Origin of the sequence: Coprococcus sp. OM04-5BH (assembly GCF_003482105.1) — a bacterium.
GTDB lineage: Bacteria > Bacillota > Clostridia > Lachnospirales > Lachnospiraceae > Coprococcus.
The window spans coordinates 1-22,361 of record NZ_QULM01000007.1 but is presented as its reverse complement, the minus strand read 5'-3'; the positions used below and the strand labels follow the sequence as shown (position 1 = coordinate 22,361).

The 22,361-nt window shown below is 40.5% G+C and carries 21 protein-coding genes and 1 pseudogene; 21 read left to right on the top strand and 1 reads right to left on the bottom strand.

Annotated features, from left to right (window positions below; genetic code table 11):
- Positions 1–279 precede the first annotated feature (279 nt).
- The 7 genes from DXB54_RS11110 to DXB54_RS11080 all read left to right on the top strand — a co-directional run bounded on the left by DXB54_RS11110 (position 280) and on the right by DXB54_RS11080 (position 3,355).
- The gene (locus DXB54_RS11110; RefSeq protein ID WP_118695250.1) at positions 280–462 is read left to right on the top strand and encodes a transposon-encoded TnpW family protein; all 183 of its coding nucleotides are present in this window, start codon (positions 280–282) and stop codon (positions 460–462) included.
- An 88-nt stretch (positions 463–550) separates the two neighbouring features.
- The gene (locus DXB54_RS11105) at positions 551–1,513 is read left to right on the top strand and encodes an alpha/beta hydrolase (RefSeq protein WP_021937634.1); all 963 of its coding nucleotides are present in this window, start codon (positions 551–553) and stop codon (positions 1,511–1,513) included.
- A gap of 103 nt (positions 1,514–1,616) precedes the next feature.
- Positions 1,617–2,009 carry a cytidine deaminase family protein gene (locus DXB54_RS11100; protein ID WP_118695221.1) on the top strand — a complete coding sequence of 131 codons (393 nt, stop codon included), beginning with the start codon at positions 1,617–1,619 and terminating at the stop codon, positions 2,007–2,009.
- A 161-nt stretch (positions 2,010–2,170) separates the two neighbouring features.
- Positions 2,171–2,473, top strand: a complete 303-nt coding sequence (locus DXB54_RS11090) for a type II toxin-antitoxin system RelB/DinJ family antitoxin (RefSeq protein ID WP_199708760.1) — start codon at positions 2,171–2,173, stop codon at positions 2,471–2,473.
- Positions 2,473–2,598, top strand: a complete 126-nt coding sequence (locus DXB54_RS12420) for a hypothetical protein (RefSeq protein ID WP_330426396.1) — start codon at positions 2,473–2,475, stop codon at positions 2,596–2,598. The genes DXB54_RS11090 and DXB54_RS12420 overlap by 1 nt, the downstream gene beginning before the upstream one ends.
- Positions 2,567–2,794 (top strand): type II toxin-antitoxin system RelE/ParE family toxin, encoded by a 228-nt coding sequence (locus tag DXB54_RS12350; protein ID WP_442872138.1) that lies wholly within the window; start codon positions 2,567–2,569, stop codon positions 2,792–2,794. Before DXB54_RS12420 ends, DXB54_RS12350 begins: the two co-directional genes overlap by 32 nt.
- A gap of 87 nt (positions 2,795–2,881) precedes the next feature.
- Positions 2,882–3,355 carry a GNAT family N-acetyltransferase gene (locus DXB54_RS11080; protein ID WP_008402207.1) on the top strand — a complete coding sequence of 158 codons (474 nt, stop codon included), beginning with the start codon at positions 2,882–2,884 and terminating at the stop codon, positions 3,353–3,355.
- 295 nt (positions 3,356–3,650) lie between these two features.
- On the opposite strand, the pseudogene DXB54_RS11075 reads toward DXB54_RS11080, so the two are convergent.
- Positions 3,651–3,968, bottom strand: a pseudogene (locus DXB54_RS11075) (RNA polymerase sigma factor); the annotation flags it as partial.
- Between the two features lie 359 nt (positions 3,969–4,327).
- Here DXB54_RS11075 and DXB54_RS11070 point away from each other — a divergent pair.
- The 14 genes from DXB54_RS11070 to DXB54_RS11005 all read left to right on the top strand — a co-directional run.
- Positions 4,328–4,612 (top strand): autorepressor SdpR family transcription factor, encoded by a 285-nt coding sequence (locus tag DXB54_RS11070; protein WP_118695219.1) that lies wholly within the window; start codon positions 4,328–4,330, stop codon positions 4,610–4,612.
- Positions 4,596–5,228 carry an SdpI family protein gene (locus DXB54_RS11065; RefSeq protein ID WP_118695218.1) on the top strand — a complete coding sequence of 211 codons (633 nt, stop codon included), beginning with the start codon at positions 4,596–4,598 and terminating at the stop codon, positions 5,226–5,228. The genes DXB54_RS11070 and DXB54_RS11065 overlap by 17 nt, the downstream gene beginning before the upstream one ends.
- Positions 5,229–5,371: 143 nt before the next feature.
- Entirely contained in the window at positions 5,372–5,722 is a 351-nt protein-coding gene (gene rplS, locus DXB54_RS11060; protein WP_021938309.1) for a 50S ribosomal protein L19, read from the top strand.
- Between the two features lie 86 nt (positions 5,723–5,808).
- Positions 5,809–6,378: a signal peptidase I gene (gene lepB, locus DXB54_RS11055; protein WP_021938308.1), complete on the top strand. Its 570-nt coding sequence runs from the start codon at positions 5,809–5,811 to the stop codon at positions 6,376–6,378.
- Between the two features lie 13 nt (positions 6,379–6,391).
- Positions 6,392–7,297 (top strand): ribosome biogenesis GTPase YlqF, encoded by a 906-nt coding sequence (gene ylqF, locus DXB54_RS11050; RefSeq protein ID WP_021938307.1) that lies wholly within the window; start codon positions 6,392–6,394, stop codon positions 7,295–7,297.
- A 29-nt stretch (positions 7,298–7,326) separates the two neighbouring features.
- Positions 7,327–8,340 carry a signal peptidase I gene (gene lepB / locus DXB54_RS11045; protein ID WP_118695217.1) on the top strand — a complete coding sequence of 338 codons (1,014 nt, stop codon included), beginning with the start codon at positions 7,327–7,329 and terminating at the stop codon, positions 8,338–8,340.
- A 92-nt stretch (positions 8,341–8,432) separates the two neighbouring features.
- A complete protein-coding gene (locus DXB54_RS11040; protein ID WP_118695216.1) occupies positions 8,433–9,185 on the top strand; it encodes a ribonuclease HII in 753 nt (250 codons plus the stop codon).
- A gap of 15 nt (positions 9,186–9,200) precedes the next feature.
- Entirely contained in the window at positions 9,201–9,587 is a 387-nt protein-coding gene (locus DXB54_RS11035) for a YraN family protein (RefSeq protein WP_330426398.1), read from the top strand.
- Between the two features lie 6 nt (positions 9,588–9,593).
- Positions 9,594–10,454 carry a peptidoglycan editing factor PgeF gene (gene pgeF, locus DXB54_RS11030; protein ID WP_118695214.1) on the top strand — a complete coding sequence of 287 codons (861 nt, stop codon included), beginning with the start codon at positions 9,594–9,596 and terminating at the stop codon, positions 10,452–10,454.
- A 109-nt stretch (positions 10,455–10,563) separates the two neighbouring features.
- The gene (locus DXB54_RS11025; protein ID WP_118695213.1) at positions 10,564–11,883 is read left to right on the top strand and encodes a DUF512 domain-containing protein; all 1,320 of its coding nucleotides are present in this window, start codon (positions 10,564–10,566) and stop codon (positions 11,881–11,883) included.
- Complete coding sequence (der, locus tag DXB54_RS11020) at positions 11,883–13,205, top strand: ribosome biogenesis GTPase Der (protein ID WP_021938301.1); 1,323 nt, start codon at positions 11,883–11,885, stop codon at positions 13,203–13,205. Before DXB54_RS11025 ends, der begins: the two co-directional genes overlap by 1 nt.
- Positions 13,205–13,882: a glycerol-3-phosphate 1-O-acyltransferase PlsY gene (gene plsY / locus DXB54_RS11015; RefSeq protein ID WP_021938300.1), complete on the top strand. Its 678-nt coding sequence runs from the start codon at positions 13,205–13,207 to the stop codon at positions 13,880–13,882. Before der ends, plsY begins: the two co-directional genes overlap by 1 nt.
- Positions 13,883–13,951: 69 nt before the next feature.
- Positions 13,952–14,944 carry an NAD(P)H-dependent glycerol-3-phosphate dehydrogenase gene (locus DXB54_RS11010; protein ID WP_118695249.1) on the top strand — a complete coding sequence of 331 codons (993 nt, stop codon included), beginning with the start codon at positions 13,952–13,954 and terminating at the stop codon, positions 14,942–14,944.
- A gap of 180 nt (positions 14,945–15,124) precedes the next feature.
- Positions 15,125–22,361: SpaA isopeptide-forming pilin-related protein (locus tag DXB54_RS11005; protein ID WP_118695212.1), on the top strand; the 7,237-nt coding region annotated here is incomplete at its 3' end.

Here is a 22,361-nt window from a genome sequence, read left to right as displayed (position 1 = left end):
TAAGGAGGGACCCAACGAAGTTGGGAGGATACCTTGCGACCTACGCGAACGCCGATAGGCGTTTGCTACCTTTGAAAAACATAAGGAGGGACCCACCGAAGGTGGGAGGAATCCTTATGAAGCACGCAGACGCCCTGCGAACGTAGAAGGCGTTTGCAGTATTAATATTTTGGCAAGCTTAAAAATAACGGCATTGTATGTTGCAAAAGCAATACACAGTGCCGTTATTTTCATAATGTGGAGATAGGAAAAATAAGTGGATTGTTCTATGAGGCAGAAATGACCGGAAAAACAAAAAAGGAGAATACAAAATCACACACACCGGTAGCACTCAGGAAGCAGATAGGTGGCACAATGTATGTTGTGAGAGTGCATTTCAATGAGGATGCAAAGGAAACCATGAAGGACAAGATAAAGAGACTGATTGAGAATGATGTCAGGGGAATGCAACATACTGCATAGGTAAGAAAGCATGTAGAAAAATTGTATATTTCGTGATATGATCGGTGTGTTCGATGAAAGCGAAAATTTGAATTTTTAGGAGAAAACAATGAAGAAATGGACAAAAATATTGTTGATAATAGTTATAGTTATTTTACTTTTGTTTGTGGGAATGTCCTATTTTATAGGGACGCAAGTTTTCATGGGGTCTACTCAATTGGTTACTTGTGAAGATACTTCAAAAGTGAAAGATAGTTTTTGGGAAAAATATAATATGGATTATGATGTTTTCTGCAGTACATATACTATAGAAAAAGTTGAAATCACTTCAACTTTTGATGAACATATGATACCGGCAGATTACATATATGCTCTTGGTGAAGAAGGAGATAAGAATAATCCAACAGTTATTTTAGTGCATGGTCTTGGTGGAAATCGTTATACCAATTATCCTTTAGCAGAAATGTTTTTGCAGAAAGGATATAATGTATTGACTTATGACCAGAGAAGTAGCAACGAAAATACAGCTCAATATACTACATTTGGATACTGGGAAAAATATGATTTGATTGATTACATTGATTATGTCTATAGCCATGCACCGGAGCAAGTGATAGGAATATGGGGTACATCGTTTGGTGGAGCAACTGCAGGATTAGCAATGGGAGATAAGGATGTTGAAAACAAAGTGGATTTTCTGATTCTAGATTGTCCGGTTAGTGATATGAAATGGATGGTAGAAGAAGAAATGAGAAAGATGGATATTGGATTGCCTATATCTTACATGACATTCTGTGGCAACATTATCAACAAAATGAAATTGGGATTTAGTTATGATGATGCAAATGTATGTGACAAAATTGCAGATATTGAAATTCCGGTTTTGGTAATAAACAGTGAAGCAGATACATTAACCCCACAGTTTATGGGACAAGAAATATATGATTCAATACAAAATGAAGAAATTAAAATGATTTGGACGGTAACTGATAGTGAACATACAGAAATATGGTTAGATCACAACCAAGAATATCGAGAAAAGGTTCAAGAATTATTGAATTTTACTAAATAATAGAAATAGGGAAAGTAAACTTTCAGTCTTACGGAGAGATTGAAAGCAACAGAAGATTTATAGTTGCAGAATTGCTGAATTTGAAGTTGATGAGGAGGTACTTATGGAAAAAATATGGACAGAAATGTATGAGGCTGCTAAAGCGGTTTTGAGTGAGCGGAGAATATCAGAGTATGTTACTTGCGGGGAAGTATCAGCTGCAATTCTTTCAAAATCGGGAAAGATATACACGGGTGTTTGTATCGATACAAACTCGACACTTGGTATTTGTGCGGAAAGAAATGCTATTTTTAATATGATTACCAATGGTGAACACGAAATAGACAAGGTTCTTTGTATTCTACCTGATGGCTCAAATGGTGCTCCATGTGGTGCTTGCCGTGAACTTATGGTTCAAATTATGGCAGGGAAATATCACGATATTGAAATAATGCTTGATTATTCCACGGGTCGTACCGTAAAGTTAGGTGAGATAACTCCTGAATGGTGGATTTAGTAATTTCATTAAAGTAACAGAAAAATGAGCAAATAGATACAACGCTCAGATATGCAGTGGTTAATCAAAACAATGTGAAGCTATCGCATCGAAAATATATTTCATAGATCGACTTGTAACGCAAAAGACGTTACAATAAAAGAAAGATGGAGGTGTATTCTATGGGAAAAACAGCAACATTAAATATAAGAGTAAATCCAGATGTAAAAGAAAATGCAGAAAGTGTATTGGCACAATTAGGGATACCAATGGCTACTGCTATAGATATGTATTTAAAACAAATATCATTAGTAGGAGGAATTCCCTTTTCTATTGTATTACCAAAAGCAGCTAATTCAGTGAATGCAGATATGATGTCTGTTACACAGATTCATCAAAAGTTAGAAAAAGGATATGCCGATATAGAGAAAGAAAATGTTGAGGATGCAGCTAGTGCGTTTGTGGCATTTAGAGAGAGGCATTAATGAAGCAATATAAGGTAGAGATTACAAAAGAAGCTTTGCAGGATATGGAAGATATATACAATTATATTGCTATAGATTTGCTTGCTCCGGATAATGCAATGGGGCAATATAATCAGCATTGCTGATGAAATACTTACATTAGACACTTTCCCGGAACGATTTAGGATTATGGATTCTGAGCCGGAAAAGAGAATGGAGTTGCGTAGAATGCTCGTTGATAATTATTCAGTGTTTTACACAATCCGTGACGAAAGGGTAATTGTAACGGATGTGTTATACACGGCATCTGATATAGAAGCATGTTTGAGAGGCGAGCTATAAAGGCACACGTTTATTTGAATTTAACGGAGGAATCATTATGTGTGGAATGACAACTGATTTATAAATAAAAATAAATCGGAGGTTTATATGAATTATTCAATAAGAGAATTAAAACAAGATGGAAATAAGGTATTAGATACTTTTTTGTACGAGGCGATTTTTATTCCCGAAGGAGTTTCTGCACCGCCCAAAGATATTATTAACCAACCAGATTTGCAAGTATATGTAAAAGACTTTGGTAAGAATAAGGGAGACTTATGTTTGGTTGCTCAAGTTGGGGATAAAATTGTTGGTGCCGTATGGGTTCGGATTATGAATGATTATGGTCATATAGATAATGAAACACCGTCTTTTGCAATTTCACTTCTTAAGGAGTATAGAAACTATGGTATCGGAACAGAATTAATGAAACAGATGCTAACAAAACTAAAATTAGAAGGATATAAACAAGCATCATTATCAGTTCAAAAGATGAATTATGCTGTCCGTATGTATAGGAAGATAGGATTTGAAATTATTGATGAAAATGATGAAGAATATATTATGATTTGTAAATTATAGACACTTGCAAATTTCAGTTTGGGCACGAGTTTGCCGGTAATCAAAAGTGAATAAAAAATGACTTTGGAGCCATTGTGGAGAAATCTACAGTGGCTTTTTTCATGCAATGAATGGTAGGGGTACTAAAAAGTCCTTGACATTTCGTTTCAGGGAAAACCAATCTATCTTTTTCAGATCGATCGGCAGAGTACAATCCGGCGAAAACAAGGTAAGTCCTGTTAAATCTTTTTCCTTTCCCCAATTTACATCGCTTAGATAGCAGTTCATAAATACTTTGCCGGTATCGATATCTACATTATCTACCGACTGCTCCTTTCTTTGCTGCTTCTTTGATGATGGTATTTGTAGAGACGGAGTTGAAAATATTTGCAGGGGTAGGAGAGGTGTTGTAAAGGCTCTTGAACTCTTCGGTGAAGATACATGCAAGAAGCGGAAGCCCTGCAAATGAGTACAGCTTCTTGTTGGTGGTATTCTCGTATCTGTTCACTGCCTGCTTGATCTTGCCACGGGCAACGCTGAGACGATAGGTAATGGTTCCTACAGGACATTCCATGATCTCGGCAATCTCCGATACAGAAAATCCATTAAAATAATGGAGGAATACTGTCTGGTACTGGGCGCCGCTTAACTTTCATTGCTAACTCAACATAATGGCTTAAATTAGAAGTCATAGTATTTTCTCTCTCCTTAGAAATATTAGTGTAAGTGTCTCTACATATAATAAAGACAAGATCCGTCATGGAAATGTTGGGTGTTTTTCATTTTTTTATAATTTTTCTGCTATGTTTGTCATTATTATTATCATATTATTTTATAATTCTGAAAAGGTGCTTTTTGGTGGATTAAAAAATATGGCATAGCGGTGCATTTTTAAGAAGTATATAAAAAATCTTGACTTTTAAGGGTACTATGCTATAATACATTTAACATTTAAGTTAAGTGTTAAATGAAAGCCGAAAGGATGTGACAAACATGGGTATGCAGGACACACTCCGGGCACTTGCCGATCCTACGAGACGAGAGATACTTAACCTGCTTAAGCAGTCAAGTATGGCGGCGGGGGATATTGCGGAGCATTTTTCAATTTCCGGGGCTGCCATATCAAGACACCTGTCAGTACTTAAGGACGCAGATCTGATAAGGGATAAAAGAGATGGCAAATACATATATTACGAACTTAATACAACGGTGCTTGAGGAGATCATGTTGTGGATCAGTGAGCTGAAAGGAGAGGATAGCGATGATCAAAGAAAATAAAAAATTAATTATTGTCACTTCTGTTGTAACCCTGCTTCCTATGATTGTGGGACTTCTTTTATGGAATAAACTGCCGGACACCATGGCAACACACTTTGATATCAACAATCAGGCGGATGGCTATTCATCAAAGGCATTTGCAGTATTCGGGATTCCAGGATTTATATTCCTGTGTCAGCTTATCTGTGTAGGGGCAACCTGTGTTGATCCAAAACACAGGAATATAAATAAAAAAATCTATCCGGTTTTACTCGGTACCTTTCCTGTTGTATCTCTTCTGGTCAGCAGCCTTATGTTCGCGTATTCATTGGGATATGCCACAGATATAGGATTCATCATGTCATTGATGATAGGCGTTTTATACATCGCACTGGGCAATTATATACCGAAGGTCAAACAGAATTACACAGTGGGCTTTCGGGTAAGATGGACATTGGATGATGAGGATAACTGGTATCATACTCACAGATTTGGTGGAAAGTGTATGGTGATAGGTGGTATACTGATGATGGCGGCTTCACCGGTGATTAATATCTGGCTGCTTATCACGGTTGCATTTGTACCGGCACTTTTACCGATCCTTTATTCGTATATTTATTATAAGAAGAAACAGTAGCCTCCGCACATATAAAAAGCCATAAAAAGTGCTTGCACCGGAGCATATTTTATGATATCCTATTTAAGCTGTGTAAAAACGAGATGGTCCTCTGTACCTGGATGGTAGTAAGAACGTCTAAATTATAAGGAGGTCACAGAAAGATGAACAAGGATTACATTAAGAATCTTGAAGCTTCACAGATGAAGGAAAGCGTTGATGCATTTTCAGTAGGTGATACTGTAAAGGTATACAACAGAATCAAAGAGGGAAACAAGGAAAGAATCCAGCTCTTTGAGGGAACAGTTATTAAGAGACAGGGTGGAAGCAACAGAGAGACTTTCACAGTTAGAAAGATTTCTAACGGTGTTGGTGTTGAGAAGACCTGGCCAGTACATTCTCCATTTGTAGAGAAGATTGAAGTTGTAAGAAAAGGTAAAGTTAGAAGAGCTAAGATTTACTACTTACGTTCAAGAGTTGGTAAGGCAGCAAAGGTTAAAGAGCTTGTTAAATAATTATTTGACGGTGTACTATAACAATCAAAAGAATGACTGGAGTTATCCTCCAGTCATTTTTGATTATTATCAGGAAGAGGAAGAAAATGAGTGAACGTCGTGACAGAATGCGCAGGATAAGACGCGAACAACGCAGGCAGAATCGTCTTAACCGGAACAAAAAGAAGATTCTTAAGTCACTGCTTGGATGGTGTGTGCTTATTCTTGGCGCAGTTGTAATTGGATATATAATAGTTGGATTTATGTTCCAGACAGTCTATATGGTTGGTTCATCCATGAAGCCGACCATTGCAAATGAAGAAAAGGTTATCGTAAATAAATGGATCTATAATATAAAGAGCCCGGAGCGTTATGACATAGTAGCATATCGTCTTATGGATGAAAATGACGAGTATTATGATATTAAGAGGATAGTAGGACTTCCGGGAGAGACTGTTACGATCTATGACGGACAGGTCCTTATTGACGGAGAACCATTAAAGGATTCCCCGGTGACCACATATATATTTACCAAGGGCATGGCTGAGAGCGGAGTCACCCTGGGAGATGATGAATACTTCCTGCTTGGGGACAATGTAAATAACAGCGAGGACTCCCGTTATGTAAGTGTAGGCAAGGTAAGGAAAAATGAGCTCCTTGGCAGAATAAACAGATAAGGAATATTACATTATGGAAAAGAATGTAAAAAGCAGCGGAACAAATAATACAAATGAAAAGAGCTTCTTAAATGGACAGATAAACTGGTATCCCGGTCATATGACAAAGGCAAAGCGTATGATGCAGGAAAATATCAAGCTTATTGATATTGTGGTAGAGATACTTGATGCCAGGACTCCTATGTCCAGTAAGAACCCGGATATAGATGAGCTGGCAAAGAACAAGTACAGATTGGTACTTCTTAACAAGACTGATCTGGCTGACCCAGCTGTTACAAAAAAATGGGCAGAGTACTACAGAGACAAGGGCTTCTATGTAGAAGAGATAAACGCCAGAAGCGGTGCGGGTATGAAGAATATAGATGACCTTATTCGTGCAGCCTGCAAGGAAAAGATAGAGAGAGACAGAAAAAGAGGTATCATCAACAGACCTATAAGGGCAATGATAGTGGGAATACCTAATGTAGGTAAGTCTACATTCATAAACAGCTATGCTAAGAAAGCCTGTACAAAGGTTGGAAATAAGCCTGGAGTTACCAAGGGAAAGCAGTGGATAAAGCTTGGCAAGAACGTGGAGCTTCTTGATACTCCGGGAATACTGTGGCCTAAGTTCGAGGACAGAAATGTGGGAATGAGGCTTGCGTTTATAGGATCTATTAATGATGACATACTGAGTATCACCGATCTGTGCCTTGAGTTTATGAAATTTTTAAAAACAAACTATTGTAATACTATTGCCGAAAGGTATAATATTCAAGAGAAGGATGATGTGGTTTCTGTGTTATACGACGTGGCAGACAAGCTTCAATGTATAAAAAAGGGTGGCGAGCCGGATGTGGACAAGGCTGCAGCCATTGTCATCACAGATTTCCGCAGCGGAAAGCTTGGACGTATAAGCTTGGAGAAGCCTGAGGAATAATATATCAACAATGAAGGGTATTTACATATATGAACGAAGAAGAACAGAGACAGGAAGCCTTAGATGAGCTGTTCAGTCCGGACGCTCCAACTGAAAGAGAAAAGGCAAGGCTGGAGAAGAAACGTGAAAAGGCAAGACTAAAGGCAGAAAAGAAGAAGGCAAAAGCAGAAAACAAAGAAAATAAAGAAGACGATACAGCATCAGAAGGAGCTGGTGACCGGGATACAGACGCCGAATCAGCTGATGAAGGCGGAGCTGATGCCGGAGACACAGAGAACGGAAACGGTGATTTAAATGGTCACGGCAGCACAGAACCTACAGTCGATGGTGCAGAAAAGACGGCTGCTACAAAAAAGACTCCTGATACAGCAAAAACTTCCGATACAGAAGAGGCTTCTGATGAAGAGACTTCCGATGACGATGATACAGAAGATGACGAGGAATATCTTTCTGCCAGACAGCGAAGAAAGCTGGAGAGAAAACGCAGGAACAAGGAGAAGAATAAGCCTGAGAATATAAATATCGTTAAGGAACTTGTAAATCTTTTGGTATATATTCTTGCAGTAATGTTGTTGTGCTGGCTTATACTTACATTTGTGGGACAGAGGACAGAGGTCAGTGGAAATTCTATGAATGATACCCTTACAGATGGGGATAGCCTGTGGATCAACAAATTCACCTATCTGTTTGATGAGCCGGAGCGGTACGATATAGTTGTATTTCCTGCCAAGGACGATGATGATAAGTACTACATAAAGCGTATTATCGGTCTTCCGGGAGAGACTGTATGGATCGGTGAGGATGGACTTGTATATATCAATGGTGAACCTCTGGAGGATGATACCTATGGTAAGGAACTTATAGATGAGACCAGAAGAGGTATAGCCGCAACAGAGATTACTGTGCCGGAAAACTGTTATTTTGTTCTTGGAGATAACAGAAATAACAGCCGTGACAGCAGAGTTATAGGTTGTATCAGTGACGGAGATATCATCGGCAAGGCAGTGTTCAGATTTTCAAAGGATTTCGGAAAGATTGAATAAGGGATATAAGACACCGGACTGATCTTCTCAGTCCGGTTAGTTTTAGTTATGTAATGATGTCTTATGATTTGTACACGAGAGGAAAGCATGTAATGAGCATTTCGGATATAAAGAAGGAATTTGCACAGGCAGATATCAATGAGTATAGTTCTATTATAGAAAAGTATAAGGATGATACCAGATCAGGAGTTGTAAAGCTCATCCAGTCAGCGGAAAAAAACATAGAAAAGCACGAAAAGGAGCTTGCAAGAATGTACCGTATGTTCAACTATGAGCGTCAATACAGAGGCGAGGGCAATGTGTGCGGTATAGATGAAGTGGGCAGAGGACCTTTGGCAGGGCCTGTTGTGGCTGCTGCCGTGATTCTTCCTGAGGATTGTGATATATTGTATCTTAACGATTCCAAGCAGCTAAGTGAGAAGATGAGAGAAAAGCTCTATGATGAGATCATGGAGAAGGCTCTGGCTGTGGGAGTTGGCATGGCAGACGAGAAGGTTATAGATGATATAAATATATTGCAGGCAGATTATCATGCCATGAGGATAGCCATATCAAAGCTTTCAGTAAAACCTCAGGTTCTTCTTAATGACGCGGTTACCATACCGGGGGTTGATATAAAGCAGGTGCCAATAATAAAGGGAGATACGTTGTCAGCGTCCATTGCTGCCGCCAGTATCATAGCTAAGGTGACAAGGGACAGGATGATGGTGGCATATGACGGTGTGTATCCGGGATATGGATTTGCTTCCAATAAGGGATATGGTTCAAAGGAGCATATTGAGGCGCTTAAGACCATGGGACCATGTGAGATCCACAGAAGAAGCTTTATAAAAAATTTCGTATAGAAGGATTTTGACAGGATAAAGAATCCGGGAGGAAGAACAATAGATAACAAGAGAACCATCGGGAGAGAAAAAGAACAGATAGCGGCAGAGTATCTCTGCGGTAAAGGCTATGAAATATTGGAGCGTAATTTTAACTGCCGCCTGGGAGAGATAGATATAATAGCCAGGGAAAAGGAAAGTAATACACTGGTGTTCTGTGAGGTGAAATACAGGAGCAGCCTGCATTACGGAGATCCCCTTGAGGCGGTGACTCCGGAGAAGATCAGGCATATATGCAGAGCCGCAGGGTATTATTATACATATAAATGCGGAGGAAAACAGCAGCCCTGCAGATTCGACTGTATAGCAGTGTATGGAGACGGAAGTATCAGACATGTAAAGGATGCATTTGGCTACAGGTAAGAGATTATGGATATTAAGTATATTGAATATAATAAGATCACACATAACAGGAACACTACAGATATAAGAGAGCATGAGGGAGTTTCATATATAACCTTTAAGAACCTCAGTGAGGCACAGGTTGTACATGGCTTTTCCACAAGGATTGGCGGCGTAAGCAAGGGACATCTTTCGACCATGAACTTAAGCTTTCACAGGGGAGATGATCCTGATCTTGTTATGGAGAACCACAGGAGACTTTCGGAAGCTATAGGCTATGATCACAGAAAGCTGGTATTTTCAGATCAGGTTCATGAAACCAGAATACACAAGGTGACAGAGGCAGATATAGGCAAGGGAATAACCTGCGAATCTGACATAAAGGGAATAGACGGACTTATGACGGATGTGCCGGGAATACCTTTGATAACCTTTTATGCAGATTGCGTTCCGGTTTATTACTACGACCCGGTAAAGGCGGTGGTTGCCATGAACCATTCAGGCTGGAGAGGGACAGTTGCCAAGATAAGCAGGGAGATGATAAAGGCACTTAATTCCGAGTACGGCTGTGATCCGGCTGATCTTATATGTGCCGTAGGTCCATCCATTTGCAGGAAATGCTATGAGGTAAGTGAGGACGTGGCACAGGAATTTGAAAAAGCCTATACACCGGAACAGTATGACACCATGATAACAAAAAAAGAAAATGGCAAATATCTTTTAGACCTTCACGTTGCCAATTATTACAATCTGGTAGACAACGGTGTGCTTCCGGAGCATATAGATGTTACAGATATCTGTACCTGTTGTAATCCGGAGATTCTATTTTCCCACAGAGCAAGTCACGGAAGGCGGGGAAATCTCGGAGCGGTTATAATGCTGAAATAGTGGCAAAATGATAATGCCATATGATCGATCGTGAAGATTGTATGGTGTTGGCAACCGGATGTAATGAGCTATATTGATACGGTCTGTACAGATACTAGGAGAATTTTTGATGAAGACGCAGGAGCATGTAGTAAAAAAAGTGCTTGAGGACAGTATCGCCCAGGAAATGGAGATCGAACCGGGTGATGTTATTCTTGAGATAAACGGAAATAAGATAGTAGATATATTTGACTATCAATATTATATAGAAGACGAATATATTGAGGTGCTTGTAAGGAAACCGGATGGTGACGAATGGCTTCTTGAGATAGATAAGGATTATGACGAGGATCTGGGCATAGAATTTGAGAACAGTCTTATGGACGATTACAGATCCTGTTATAACAAGTGTATCTTCTGCTTCATAGACCAGAACCCTCCGGGGATGCGAGATACCATATATTTCAAGGACGATGATTCAAGACTTTCATTCCTTCAGGGGAATTATATTACCCTTACAAATATGAAGGATGAGGATGTAGACAGAATAATAAAATATCATCTGGCACCTATTAATGTGTCGGTCCATACAACCAATCCCGATCTCAGATGTAAGATGTTAAAGAACAGGTTCGCAGGAACCATAATGGACAGGCTGCAGAAGTTCTATGATGCAGGTATTCCTATGAATGGACAGATAGTTCTGTGCAAGGGGATAAATGACGGTGATGAGCTGAGACGTTCCATAAGTGATCTTATGGGATTTGCCCCGGTTATGGAGAGTCTTTCGGTGGTTCCCGTAGGAATATCTGATTACCGTGACGGCTTATTCAAGCTGGAGCCCTTTGACAGCCGGGACGCCGCAGAGGTCATAGATATAATAGAGGGCTTTCAGAAGCAGGCATACGAGAAGTTTGGAACACATTTTGTACATGCCAGTGATGAGTGGTATATAAATGCCGGCAGACCTATGCCCGGTGCTGAAAATTATGATGGGTATACACAGATTGAAAATGGTGTCGGCATGGTAAGGTCTCTTTGCGATGAATTTTATGAGGCTCTTGGAGAGATCCCGGCAGATGACAGGGAATACACTGCAAGTATTGTAACCGGAGTCCTGGTATACGACCACATAAAGAAGCTGGCAGAGGAAATTGAGAAAAAGTTCAAGAATGTAAAGCTTCATGTGTATAAGATAGTCAATGACTTCTTCGGACACAGGATAACTGTAACAGGACTTCTTACGGGACAGGACATAAAGAAGCAGCTTCAGGGAAAGGAGCTTGGAAGCAGGCTTCTTCTTCCGGAGAATACTCTTAAGTGTGATGAGGAGATATTCCTTGATGATATGACACTGGATGAATTAAGGGAAGCTTTACAAGTAGAAATATATATTGTAAAATCTAACGGTGCAGATTTGGTAAACGGTGCAATAGGAGGAAATTCATAATGAGTAAACCAATAGTTGCCATAGTGGGAAGACCAAATGTAGGAAAGTCTACATTGTTCAATGCTCTGGCAGGAGAAAAGATTTCCATAGTTAAAGATACACCCGGCGTAACAAGAGACAGGATATATGCAGATGTGTCCTGGCTTGATTATAACTTTACCCTTATTGACACGGGAGGTATAGAGCCGGAGTCTGATGATATAATATTAAAGAGTATGAGAGAACAGGCAGAGATAGCCATAGAGACAGCGGATGTTATCATTTTCATGACAGATGTAAGACAGGGTCTTGTGGATGATGACAACAAGGTTGCCGATATGCTGAGAAAATCCCATAAGCCTATAGTTCTTGTTGTAAATAAGGTGGACAGCTTTGAGAAATACATGAATGACGTGTACGAGTTCTACAATCTGGGCCTGGGCGATCCTCAGCCAGTGTCAGGAGCCTCAAGACTTGGAATAGGCGATATGCTTGATGAGGTTGTTAAGTATTTCCCTGAAAGTGCCAAGGATGAGACTGAGGACGAGAGACCAAGAATAGCCATAATAGGTAAGCCCAATGTTGGTAAATCTTCTATCATAAATAAGCTCCTTGGAGAGGACAGGGTTATCGTTTCTGATATTGCGGGAACCACAAGGGACGCAATAGATACCCAGATCGTGAGAAACGGCACAGAATATGTATTCATAGATACTGCGGGACTCAGAAGAAAGAGTAAGATAAAGGAAGATATAGAGAGATACAGTATTATCAGAACTGTTGCGGCTGTAGAGAGATGTAACGTGGCAGTGCTGGTAATTGACGCGGTTGAAGGAATAACAGACCAGGATACCAAGATCGCAGGCATCGCCCACGAGAGAGGCAAGGGTATGATAATCGTTGTCAATAAGTGGGATGCTATAGAGAAGAATGATAAGACCATGAACAAGTTTGCCGAGGAGGTAAGGAACAAGCTTTCCTATATGCCTTATGCGGAGTTGCTCTTTGTGTCAGCCAAGACGGGACAGAGGCTTCCGAAGCTGTTTGAGACAATAGACGCAGTAATAGAGAATCATTCATTAAGAGTTGCAACCGGTGTTCTTAATGAGATCATGGCAGAGGCAGTTGCCATGCAGCAGCCACCTTCTGACAAGGGTAAGAGGCTTAAGCTATTCTATATTACGGAGGTATCGGTTAAACCGCCTACATTTGTTATATTTGTAAATGATAAGGAGCTTATGCACTTCTCATATACGAGATATATAGAAAACCGCATCAGAGAGGCTTTTGGATTTAAGGGCACACCTCTTAGGTTTATCATCAGGGAGAGGAAAGAAAAGTAATGATTATTTTAGCAAGATTTGTCTGCCTTGTATGCGGATATCTCTTTGGTATCATACAGACAGCATATATATATGGAAGACTTCATGGAATAGATATAAGACAGCACGGAAGTGGAAATTCAGGAACCACCAATGCACTGAGAGTTCTTGGAAAGAAAGCAGGACTTATAGTATTCCTGGGAGATCTGTTAAAAGGCGTTGTGGCATGTTCTCTTACACATATAATACTTGATATGGTCAACCTTCCGGGAGTGTCAGACAACAAATATCTCTTTGTACTGTACATTGGCTTCGGAGTGGTTCTCGGACACAACTTCCCATTCTACATGCAGTTCAAGGGCGGCAAGGGAATTGCAGCCACATCAGGCATGATAATAGGTCTCTGGGACTGGAGACTTATAGTGATACTTCTTGCAGTATTCATTATAAGTGTTGCTGTTACAAAGTATGTATCTGTTGGTTCCATACTTATAATGTCAGGGTTCTTTATCCTGTACACGATATTCGCCATTATGGGTGATTACAATTTTGCTGACAGAGCGAAGCTTATAGAGAGTATTGTTGTGGCAGGTGTCATAGCAGGACTTGCAATATTCCGCCATAGAGCCAACATAAAGAGGCTTATAGCAGGTACAGAGAACAAGCTTTCTTTTAGCTCAGATAAAAAGGAAGCTTAAAAATAAAAGCAAAAAAACGGATTGACAGTTTTCAGTGACCTGCTACGTAAATGGCAGAAAAGGAGTTTTATAATGAAGATAGGTATTTTAGGTGCCGGAAGCTGGGGCTCAGCCCTTGCAAATCTTCTGGCGTACAACGGACATGAAGTGACAATATGGTCCATTGATCAGAAGGAAATAGAGATGTTAAGGGAGTTCCATGAACAGAAGGACAGGCTTCCGGGTGTCATATTAAATACATCCATAGCATACACAACTGATCTTGAGACATCAGTTACTGATAAGGAAATGATAGTGTGTGCTGTTCCGTCTCCGTTTGTAAGGGGAACAGCAGTAAAGATCGCTCCTTATATAAAGGAAGGCCAGCTTATAGTAAATGTAAGTAAAGGTATAGAAGAGGCGACTCTCAAGGCTCTGGTAGAGGTTATCGAGGAAGAGATCCCTGTTGCAAATGTGGCGGTGCTCTCAGGACCGAGTCATGCGGAAGAGGTTGGAAGATTTATCCCTACAACAGTGGTTGCAGGTGCAAGAAATATAGAGACAGCTAAGATCATACAGAATGCATTTATGAATGAAAGGTTCAGGGTTTATACCAGTACAGATGTAACAGGCATAGAGCTTGGGGGTTCAGTTAAAAATGTAATAGCACTTGCAGCAGGAATGTCTGACGGTCTTGGATGCGGTGACAATACAAAGGCTGCACTTATGACCAGAGGAATGGCTGAGATCATGAGATTGGGACTTGCCATGGGTGCAAAGGTCGAGACCTTATCCGGTCTATCAGGAATGGGAGATCTTATTGTGACCTGTACCTCACGCCATAGCAGAAACCGTAATGCAGGATATCTTATAGGTCAGGGCAAGACCTATGAGGAGGCTATGGAAGAGGTTAAGATGATAGTTGAGGGTGTGTATTCAGCAAAGGCTGCCAAGATCCTGGCAGAGAAATATAATGTGGATATGCCTATCGTTGACGCAGTAAACGGAGTGTTGTTTGACGGAAAATCTGCAAAGGACGCTATGTTCCAGCTCTTAACCAGGGACAGGAAAGCTGAAGTGTAAAAATTTTAACGGATTATATGCCGATTATTAATGAATTGTTTACAATTTAAAAATACTATGATATCATGAAGATTAAGTAAAAAAGGGATAGCTATGTCCGAATATATAAATTCGGATACTGTTATCCGTTTTTTGATTATGATCTATAAAATTAAGAAAAAATAGAAAGGGGAGTTTAAGATGCCTAAAAACACTAAAAAGCTGATTGCATTTTTTCTGGCTGCAGTAATGTTAGTGACGATCGTTACACCTAGTAACCTCTGGAGTGCGTTCTCTGATTCGGATTATACTAACGTTGTAGCAGCAACATCGGGAGATGCTGTTGCAAAACAGAAAAAACAGAAGAAACAGGAAGAAGCAAACTTTGGTTCGGAGGGTGTTTCTTTGTATGCAAGCTCACTGCCTGGAGATGTTGGTCAGGGTACGGAGGTGAAGCTTGATGATTTCATTACAGAGGTGAACCTTGAGAAAACCACAGGAGAGACCACAGATAAAGTGGGTACGGAATATGATTCTACAGGAAAGCTTGTAGCTAAGGATCTGTATCTTCATTTCCTTTATTCTCTTGATGTGGATACCCTTGATAGGGCTCTCAAGGGAGAAATAGATTATCTTATATATGATCTCCCTGATACCATGGAGATTCCAAGTACTTCAGATGTGCCGAGCGGAGATGTATTCGGAGACGGTGAAGCCGGAGACGTGGGAGATTATTTCATAGATATCAAGAACAGAAGAATATACATAAAGCTTGATAAAGACGCTCTGTATAATTATTCGGATGCCGGAGATTTCAAGCAGAACATGACAGGATATCTTAAGTTCTTTGTTCGTATGAACCTTGATAAGACGGACGATCAGGGCAAGATTGATAACAAGCTTGGAACCAGCAACGGAACGAAGGATATCATTATAACACCGGATCCGCAGCCGGATGTATCTGTAACCAAGGAGAGAACAGGACAGGATATAGACTATGATAACGGTAAGGTTACATTTACATATACACAGATTATAGACAGTAACTTTGGTACAGGTGGACAGGCTATATCATACGAAGACAGGTTTGGATTCGGATATAATGCAGAAGTTTCCGACATTACTATTACATGTTCAGATTCCTCAGTAGATACCGGAAACATTGTAGTGACCACAAATAAATCATATGACAACAAGGAGACAGGATTTAAGGCGACACTTCCTGCCATCGGAGCGAAGCAGAAGTATACTGTTACATATAAGGTGACTCTTGATCTGTCAGAGGCAGGCACGGGAACAGTAAATGTAAGTGATAAGAACACAGTAAATGTCAGCACAAACAGTGGCAAGGCAAGAGGTGAGGATACTACTGACGGAAGTACGGAGTATACCCAGAAGGATAATTCCGGACTTAAGGTAGAAAAGAGTGCCACTGCTGTAGTTAAGGATCCGGAAAATAATAAGATTACATGGTCATACAGTATAAAAGTGTCTGTGAACAGTGCAACAGAAAATCCATTGAAGATTTCAGACGTTCTTACAGGTGCAGGTATTCCGGGAGCCAAGAGAAACATTACAGGTCTTAAGGTTACAAAGAATGATACCGGGGATGTTGTGGATTCATCAGGCCTTACAATAAGCACAGGCGACAATGCAGATGCCAACAGCACAGTCCTTTCAGGTGAGCTGCCTGCTCTTGGAGACAACGAATACTATATCATTACTTATGATGTAGAGGAGACTGATATACCTGGAGATACAAAGGGATATTTCCAGAACGGAAACAAGTTCCAGGCAAAGAATGGCCTGGAGAAGAGCGAGAGCTCATCAAATCCGGGTACAAACTACACAGGTCCTGAAGCTTTCCCTGGATTTTCAAAGAAATATGTGCAGGAAGTTGTTGAAAACGGAGAGAAATATATTGAGTGGAGTATAAGACTTACACCTGCTGACGGCATACAGATAGCGGATATCAAGCTTACTGATGAACTCTTTAAGAACGGCAATACAGAATCGATGGATGGTGTTACCGTATCAGTTAAGTATGACAGAAATGATTCTGCTCTTGATGCATCAGGTCTTAAGCTACCATTGTCATTTGTCACAGAGACAGATGGTGACGGAAACGAGTCCTATGTGATAATTGATGCAGATGGCACAAGGGTGGCTTACGATCCCGGCCAGACAATAGTTGTGACATACAGAACCGCAACTGACATTCCGGAGAACATAAAGGATACATATAAGAATGTGGCAACCATTGAGAAAAGTGGTAAGACACAGGATGCCAGTGCCAGCCATGACATAGCAGCTAAGCTTGTAAGCAAGGATAACCTTGGTTATACAGGCTCTGATGGATTATATATTGACTCATGGAAGACAGTAATATCCGGAACCATAAAGTCAGGGGATATATATGAGGATACTCTTACGGACGCAGATCTTTATGTGAGCGGCAAGAGGATAAATTATATGACAGCCGAACAGGCAAGGAACATTTCACTGGGTTCATATGCAGGTGGTTACAAGATATATGTGAGACTGTGCAAGAACGGAAGCGATGATTGGAGATGGATCACTCTTGATCAGATTGATAGTGAGATGGCAGGAAATTACGGTCAGTGTGTTATCTCAGCATATAGGATTGAATTTACCAGTGATTCAGTGCTTCCCGAAACAGGTCTTGAGATCACCTATGAGTCAACTACAGATTTTGGTGATGAATCAGGTACATCAACAGCAAGAAACAAGGCCAAGTTTACCCGTGGAAATATATCCCAGGAGGACAATGCGGACAGTACAAAGACAGAGGTTGGTTCAATTGTAGATAAGTATGTTCTTGACAAGGATGGTAATCCGGTAACAAGATATGATACACTTTATAAAAGCGGTGAGGATAACTATTTCGAGTATCGTGTAGTGGTGGATCCTAACTGTGTAGCATCAGGAACAATAAATATAACAGATAAGATACCGGAGGGGATGATTCTTGATACAAGCTTCACAAAGAGTGGCTTTAAGAGCAGTAATGGTGTAAGCGTAGGTATTATATACAAACCATATGGTTCAGCTATACAGACATCCTTCAACGGAATGAACCCTCTTGATTATGGAATGACAGTAGGCTGTCTGAACGGGGTTATATCGGCTTCTATACCTGAGAGTGCTTATAATTTCTACAACGGTACAAGTCATGTTTCAGTTGTACTTATGTACAGGCTTAAGCTTGATGATACAACAAAGATCGAGCAGAATGGTTCTCTTGTTGCCGACAACACCTGTGTTGCAAAGGATGGAAGCGGAATAATATCAGATTCATCAGCAATGGTTAATATTGAGAATCAGAGAATAAGTAAAACCACAAATGGTGAGTACGATGATAAGAACAATGAGATTTCATACAAGGTTACAGTAAACCCTGATGGTGCAACCCTTGGAAGTACAGGAACAATAAATGTAGTAGATACCTTTGATTATACTAGCTCAAGGGCAAATGATGGCAAGAGCTTTATTGACAGCATAACTGTTAAACCGGGTTCACTTAAGATAAGCGTACTTGATGAGAGCGGAAGTGTTGTAGAGGAACTTGATCCAAGCAAGTACAGTGCAGCATTTACTGATTCTAATTCTACAATGATGGCTACCTTGAACTTTACTGTTCCGGACAGCACACCATTACTTATCGAATATACATATACTCTTAACTACAATCTCGATAAGCTGACAGCAAGAGCATTTGATGTTAAGAACTCAGCATACATAGCAGGTTCAACTGCTGATGCATGGAACACAAAGGATAATTATTCTATCAGCGATGATGGTTCTTCGGCAGGTTTTGGTGTTACCAAGGTGAACCTTACTCTTGTTAAGAAGGACAGTATCGATGGGTTGGTATTCCTTAAGGGTGCGGAATTTGCTCTTGAGAAGTATACAGCAGATGGAACATGGACAGAGGCAAGTCTTGCAGATACCAGCACTATTGTTACAGGTGAAGACGGTACTGTTAAGATCTCAGGACTTGACTTTAATTATTACTACAGATTAAAGGAGACAAAGGCTCCTGACGGATATAAGCTCCCTGAGAACACATATGTGCTTATATATGAGGCCGACTCTACAAAGCCTGACGTGGGTCCTAAGCCTGGATTTGTAACAGATGCTACAGGACCATACACAGATAACGGAGTTAAGTACACAAGAGTACATGCCAACGCAGGCTATATATATGTAGACAACGAGATAGCCAATAGAAAGATATCTGTAGTAAAGGAATGGAAAGATGCTGCAGGAAATAATATCACAGTCCCACCGGTATCTTCAGTAACAGTAGATATCTACAAGTCCGTTAATGCAGACAGATATGACGTAACAGAAGCCAATAAGGTTGGAACAGCCACATTATCTGCTGATAATAACTGGACATATACATTTGAAAATCTTGAGTCTGTAGATGGATCGGGTAATAAGCTTTATTACTTCATAAGAGAGACAGGATTCAATGACAGCAATTACACAACAAGCTACAGTACTGATGTAGGTGTTGTAAGCGGTACAGTGACAATTACAAATACAAAGAAGCCGGTAGCAGGTGAGATCGCTGTATCAAAAGCATGGAATGATGATGACGATAAGTATGGTCTCAGACCTGACAGCGTTGACATTGTTCTTAAGCAGAACGGAGTTGTATATAAGACACTGGAGCTTAATGCAGCTAACGGATGGGCAGGATCATTCACAGAGCTTCCAAAGTATGATGATGATGGAAACCTCTATGTATATACAGTAGAGGAGAGCGCGGTTGCCGACTATGCGGTTACCACAACCGGATCAGTTGCTCTGGGAAGTGTCAAGTTCACCAATACAGTTACGTACACAGAGCCTGACAAGGGTGCATTACAGGTAACCAAGAAGGACGCAACCACAGGTAATGTGATTACAGATGGCACAGCAGTATTTGGTCTTTATACTAAGAGTGGCGATGTATATATTCCATATACAGTAAACGGAACAGCGGTTACAGCTTCAACAGTAGATGGTGTTGCAAGCTTCACAGACATTCCATACGGAACATACTATGTGAAGGAAGAGCTTGCTCCTGCCGGATATGATCTTAATACTGAATATACAGAGGTTGTAATAAACAGTGAGACAGCAGTGCAGATCTCGGTTGAGGATACAGCAACGGTATATCCTATCAGATATGTAAGCTTCAAGTTTAAGAAGACAGATCAGGCAGGAAATGCTCTTAAGGGAGCAGAGTTTAAGCTTACAATAGCGGGAACGGAGATTGCTACAGCCGCTTCAGAGGCTGACGGATATGTATACTTCTATAACATACCTGTTACAGATGAATATATGAATAAGCTTTACAATGATACAGATGAAGTGAAGATAACCGAGACATCAGCACCGGAAGGATATAAGCTTCCTGATGAGGTGGATGTGTACAAGGAAACATTTGCAGATCTGTACAGGGATTACAGCCATCATGAAGGCGTAGTAGCTGATAAGACAGAAGCGGCTGAGCTTATTGTCGGTGGCAATGCTCTTAGTGTTGAGAATGTTCTTATGCAGGGTGAGATCGTAGTAAGCAAGAAGGATGAGAAGGGAGCTGTTCTTGACGGAGCGGTATTCAGACTCTACAGCGATGCAGATCTTATCCACGAGGTTGCTGTTGCAACGACAGGTAGGCTTGGAGAAGCAGGAATTGCGAGATTTACAGGACTTACTTATGGAAAGACTTATTATCTCAAGGAGGAAAGTGCTCCGGCAGGATACAAGGTTGACAGCACTGTCAGAAAGATAACTGTAGGAACTACTACCGGTTATGTGGACGGCACAGGTGCAGATGGAAACTGGGTATACACTTACACAGTAAATGTTACAGATAAGTTTGATAACAAGGACATAACCATAGACAAGAGAAATCTGACAGATGACAGCAGAGTAGCCGGTGCGGGACTTGCTATATACAAGTCAGATGAAGCAGGAAATTATAATGAAAGTGACAGAGTAGCTGATGGTACTACAACAGCAACAGACAACTGGAAGCTTAAAGTAGGTGTAGCCGGAAGTGGCTCAGATCTTGTATTTGACCAGTGTTATGTACTTAAGGAGGTTACTACACCTGATGGCTATGAAACAGCAGCAAACGTAGTATTCAGAGTAGGTACAGATGGTAAGGTAGAGATTATAAGCGGTACTACAACAGCAGAGGGAAAGAAGAATGCTGAGGCAGTAGCAGGCAATACAGGACTTGTACTTTACGATGATATTTCTCTTGGAAGCATTGAGGTTACCAAGAAGGATGCAGATTCACAGGCAGTTATCACAGCCGGTACAGCAGTATTCGGTCTTTACGTTAAGAATGGCGATTCTTACGCTCCGTATACAGTAAACGGAACGGCAGTAAAAGCGTCAACAGTAAATGGTGTTGCAAGATTTACAGATCTTCCATATGGAACATACTATGTGAAGGAAGAGTCAGCACCTACCGGATATGATCTTAACACTGAATATAAAGAGGTTGTTATAAACAGCAAGACAGAGGTGCAGATCTCGGTTGAGGATACAGCAACTGTATATCCTATTGAGTATATAAGCCTTAAGTTTAAGAAAACTGATAATTTAGGAAATGCTCTTTTGGGAGCAACCTTTAAGCTTACAATAGCAGGTGCTGAGGTCGCTACAGCAGCCTCAGAGACTGGCGGATATGTATACTTCTATAACATACCTGTAAGTAATGCTGCAGGAAATAAGCTGTACAATGACAGTGATACCGTTACCATTGTAGAGACAGCAGCATTGCCTGGATACAGAGTGCCTGATAATACTACAGTATATGAAAAACGGTTTGATGAAGTATATGCTTCATATGGACATACTGATACAATAGCAGACAAGACTCTTGCCAGGGCTGTAACAGTAAATGGTGATGAACTTACTGTGGTCAATGCACAGGAAAAGGGTGCTATCATAATAAGAAAGTATGATATGATGGGCTTTGTTCTTAATGGAGCAATATTCAGGCTATATGAGGATCAGGATCTTACAAATGTAGTTGCAGAAGTAAAAACAGGTGCCCTTGGTGAAGATGGAGTAGCAAGATTTAATGATCTTGTTTATGGTAAGACATATTATGTTAAGGAGTACAGTGCTCCTGCCGGTTATAAGGTAAGCGATACTGTTACAACTGTAAGGATTGGATATACCACAGGAGCAAATGAAGGAACAGACGCAACAGGAGCACATGTATATATATATAACACAGTTGTTAGGGATGAGTTTGACTACAAGGATATAACCATAGACAAGAGGAATCTTACAGATAACAGTAGGGTTTCAGGTGCGAAGCTTGGTATATACAAGTCAGATGAAGTAGGAAATTATAATGAAAGTGACAGAGTAGCTGATGGTACTACAACAGCAACAGACAACT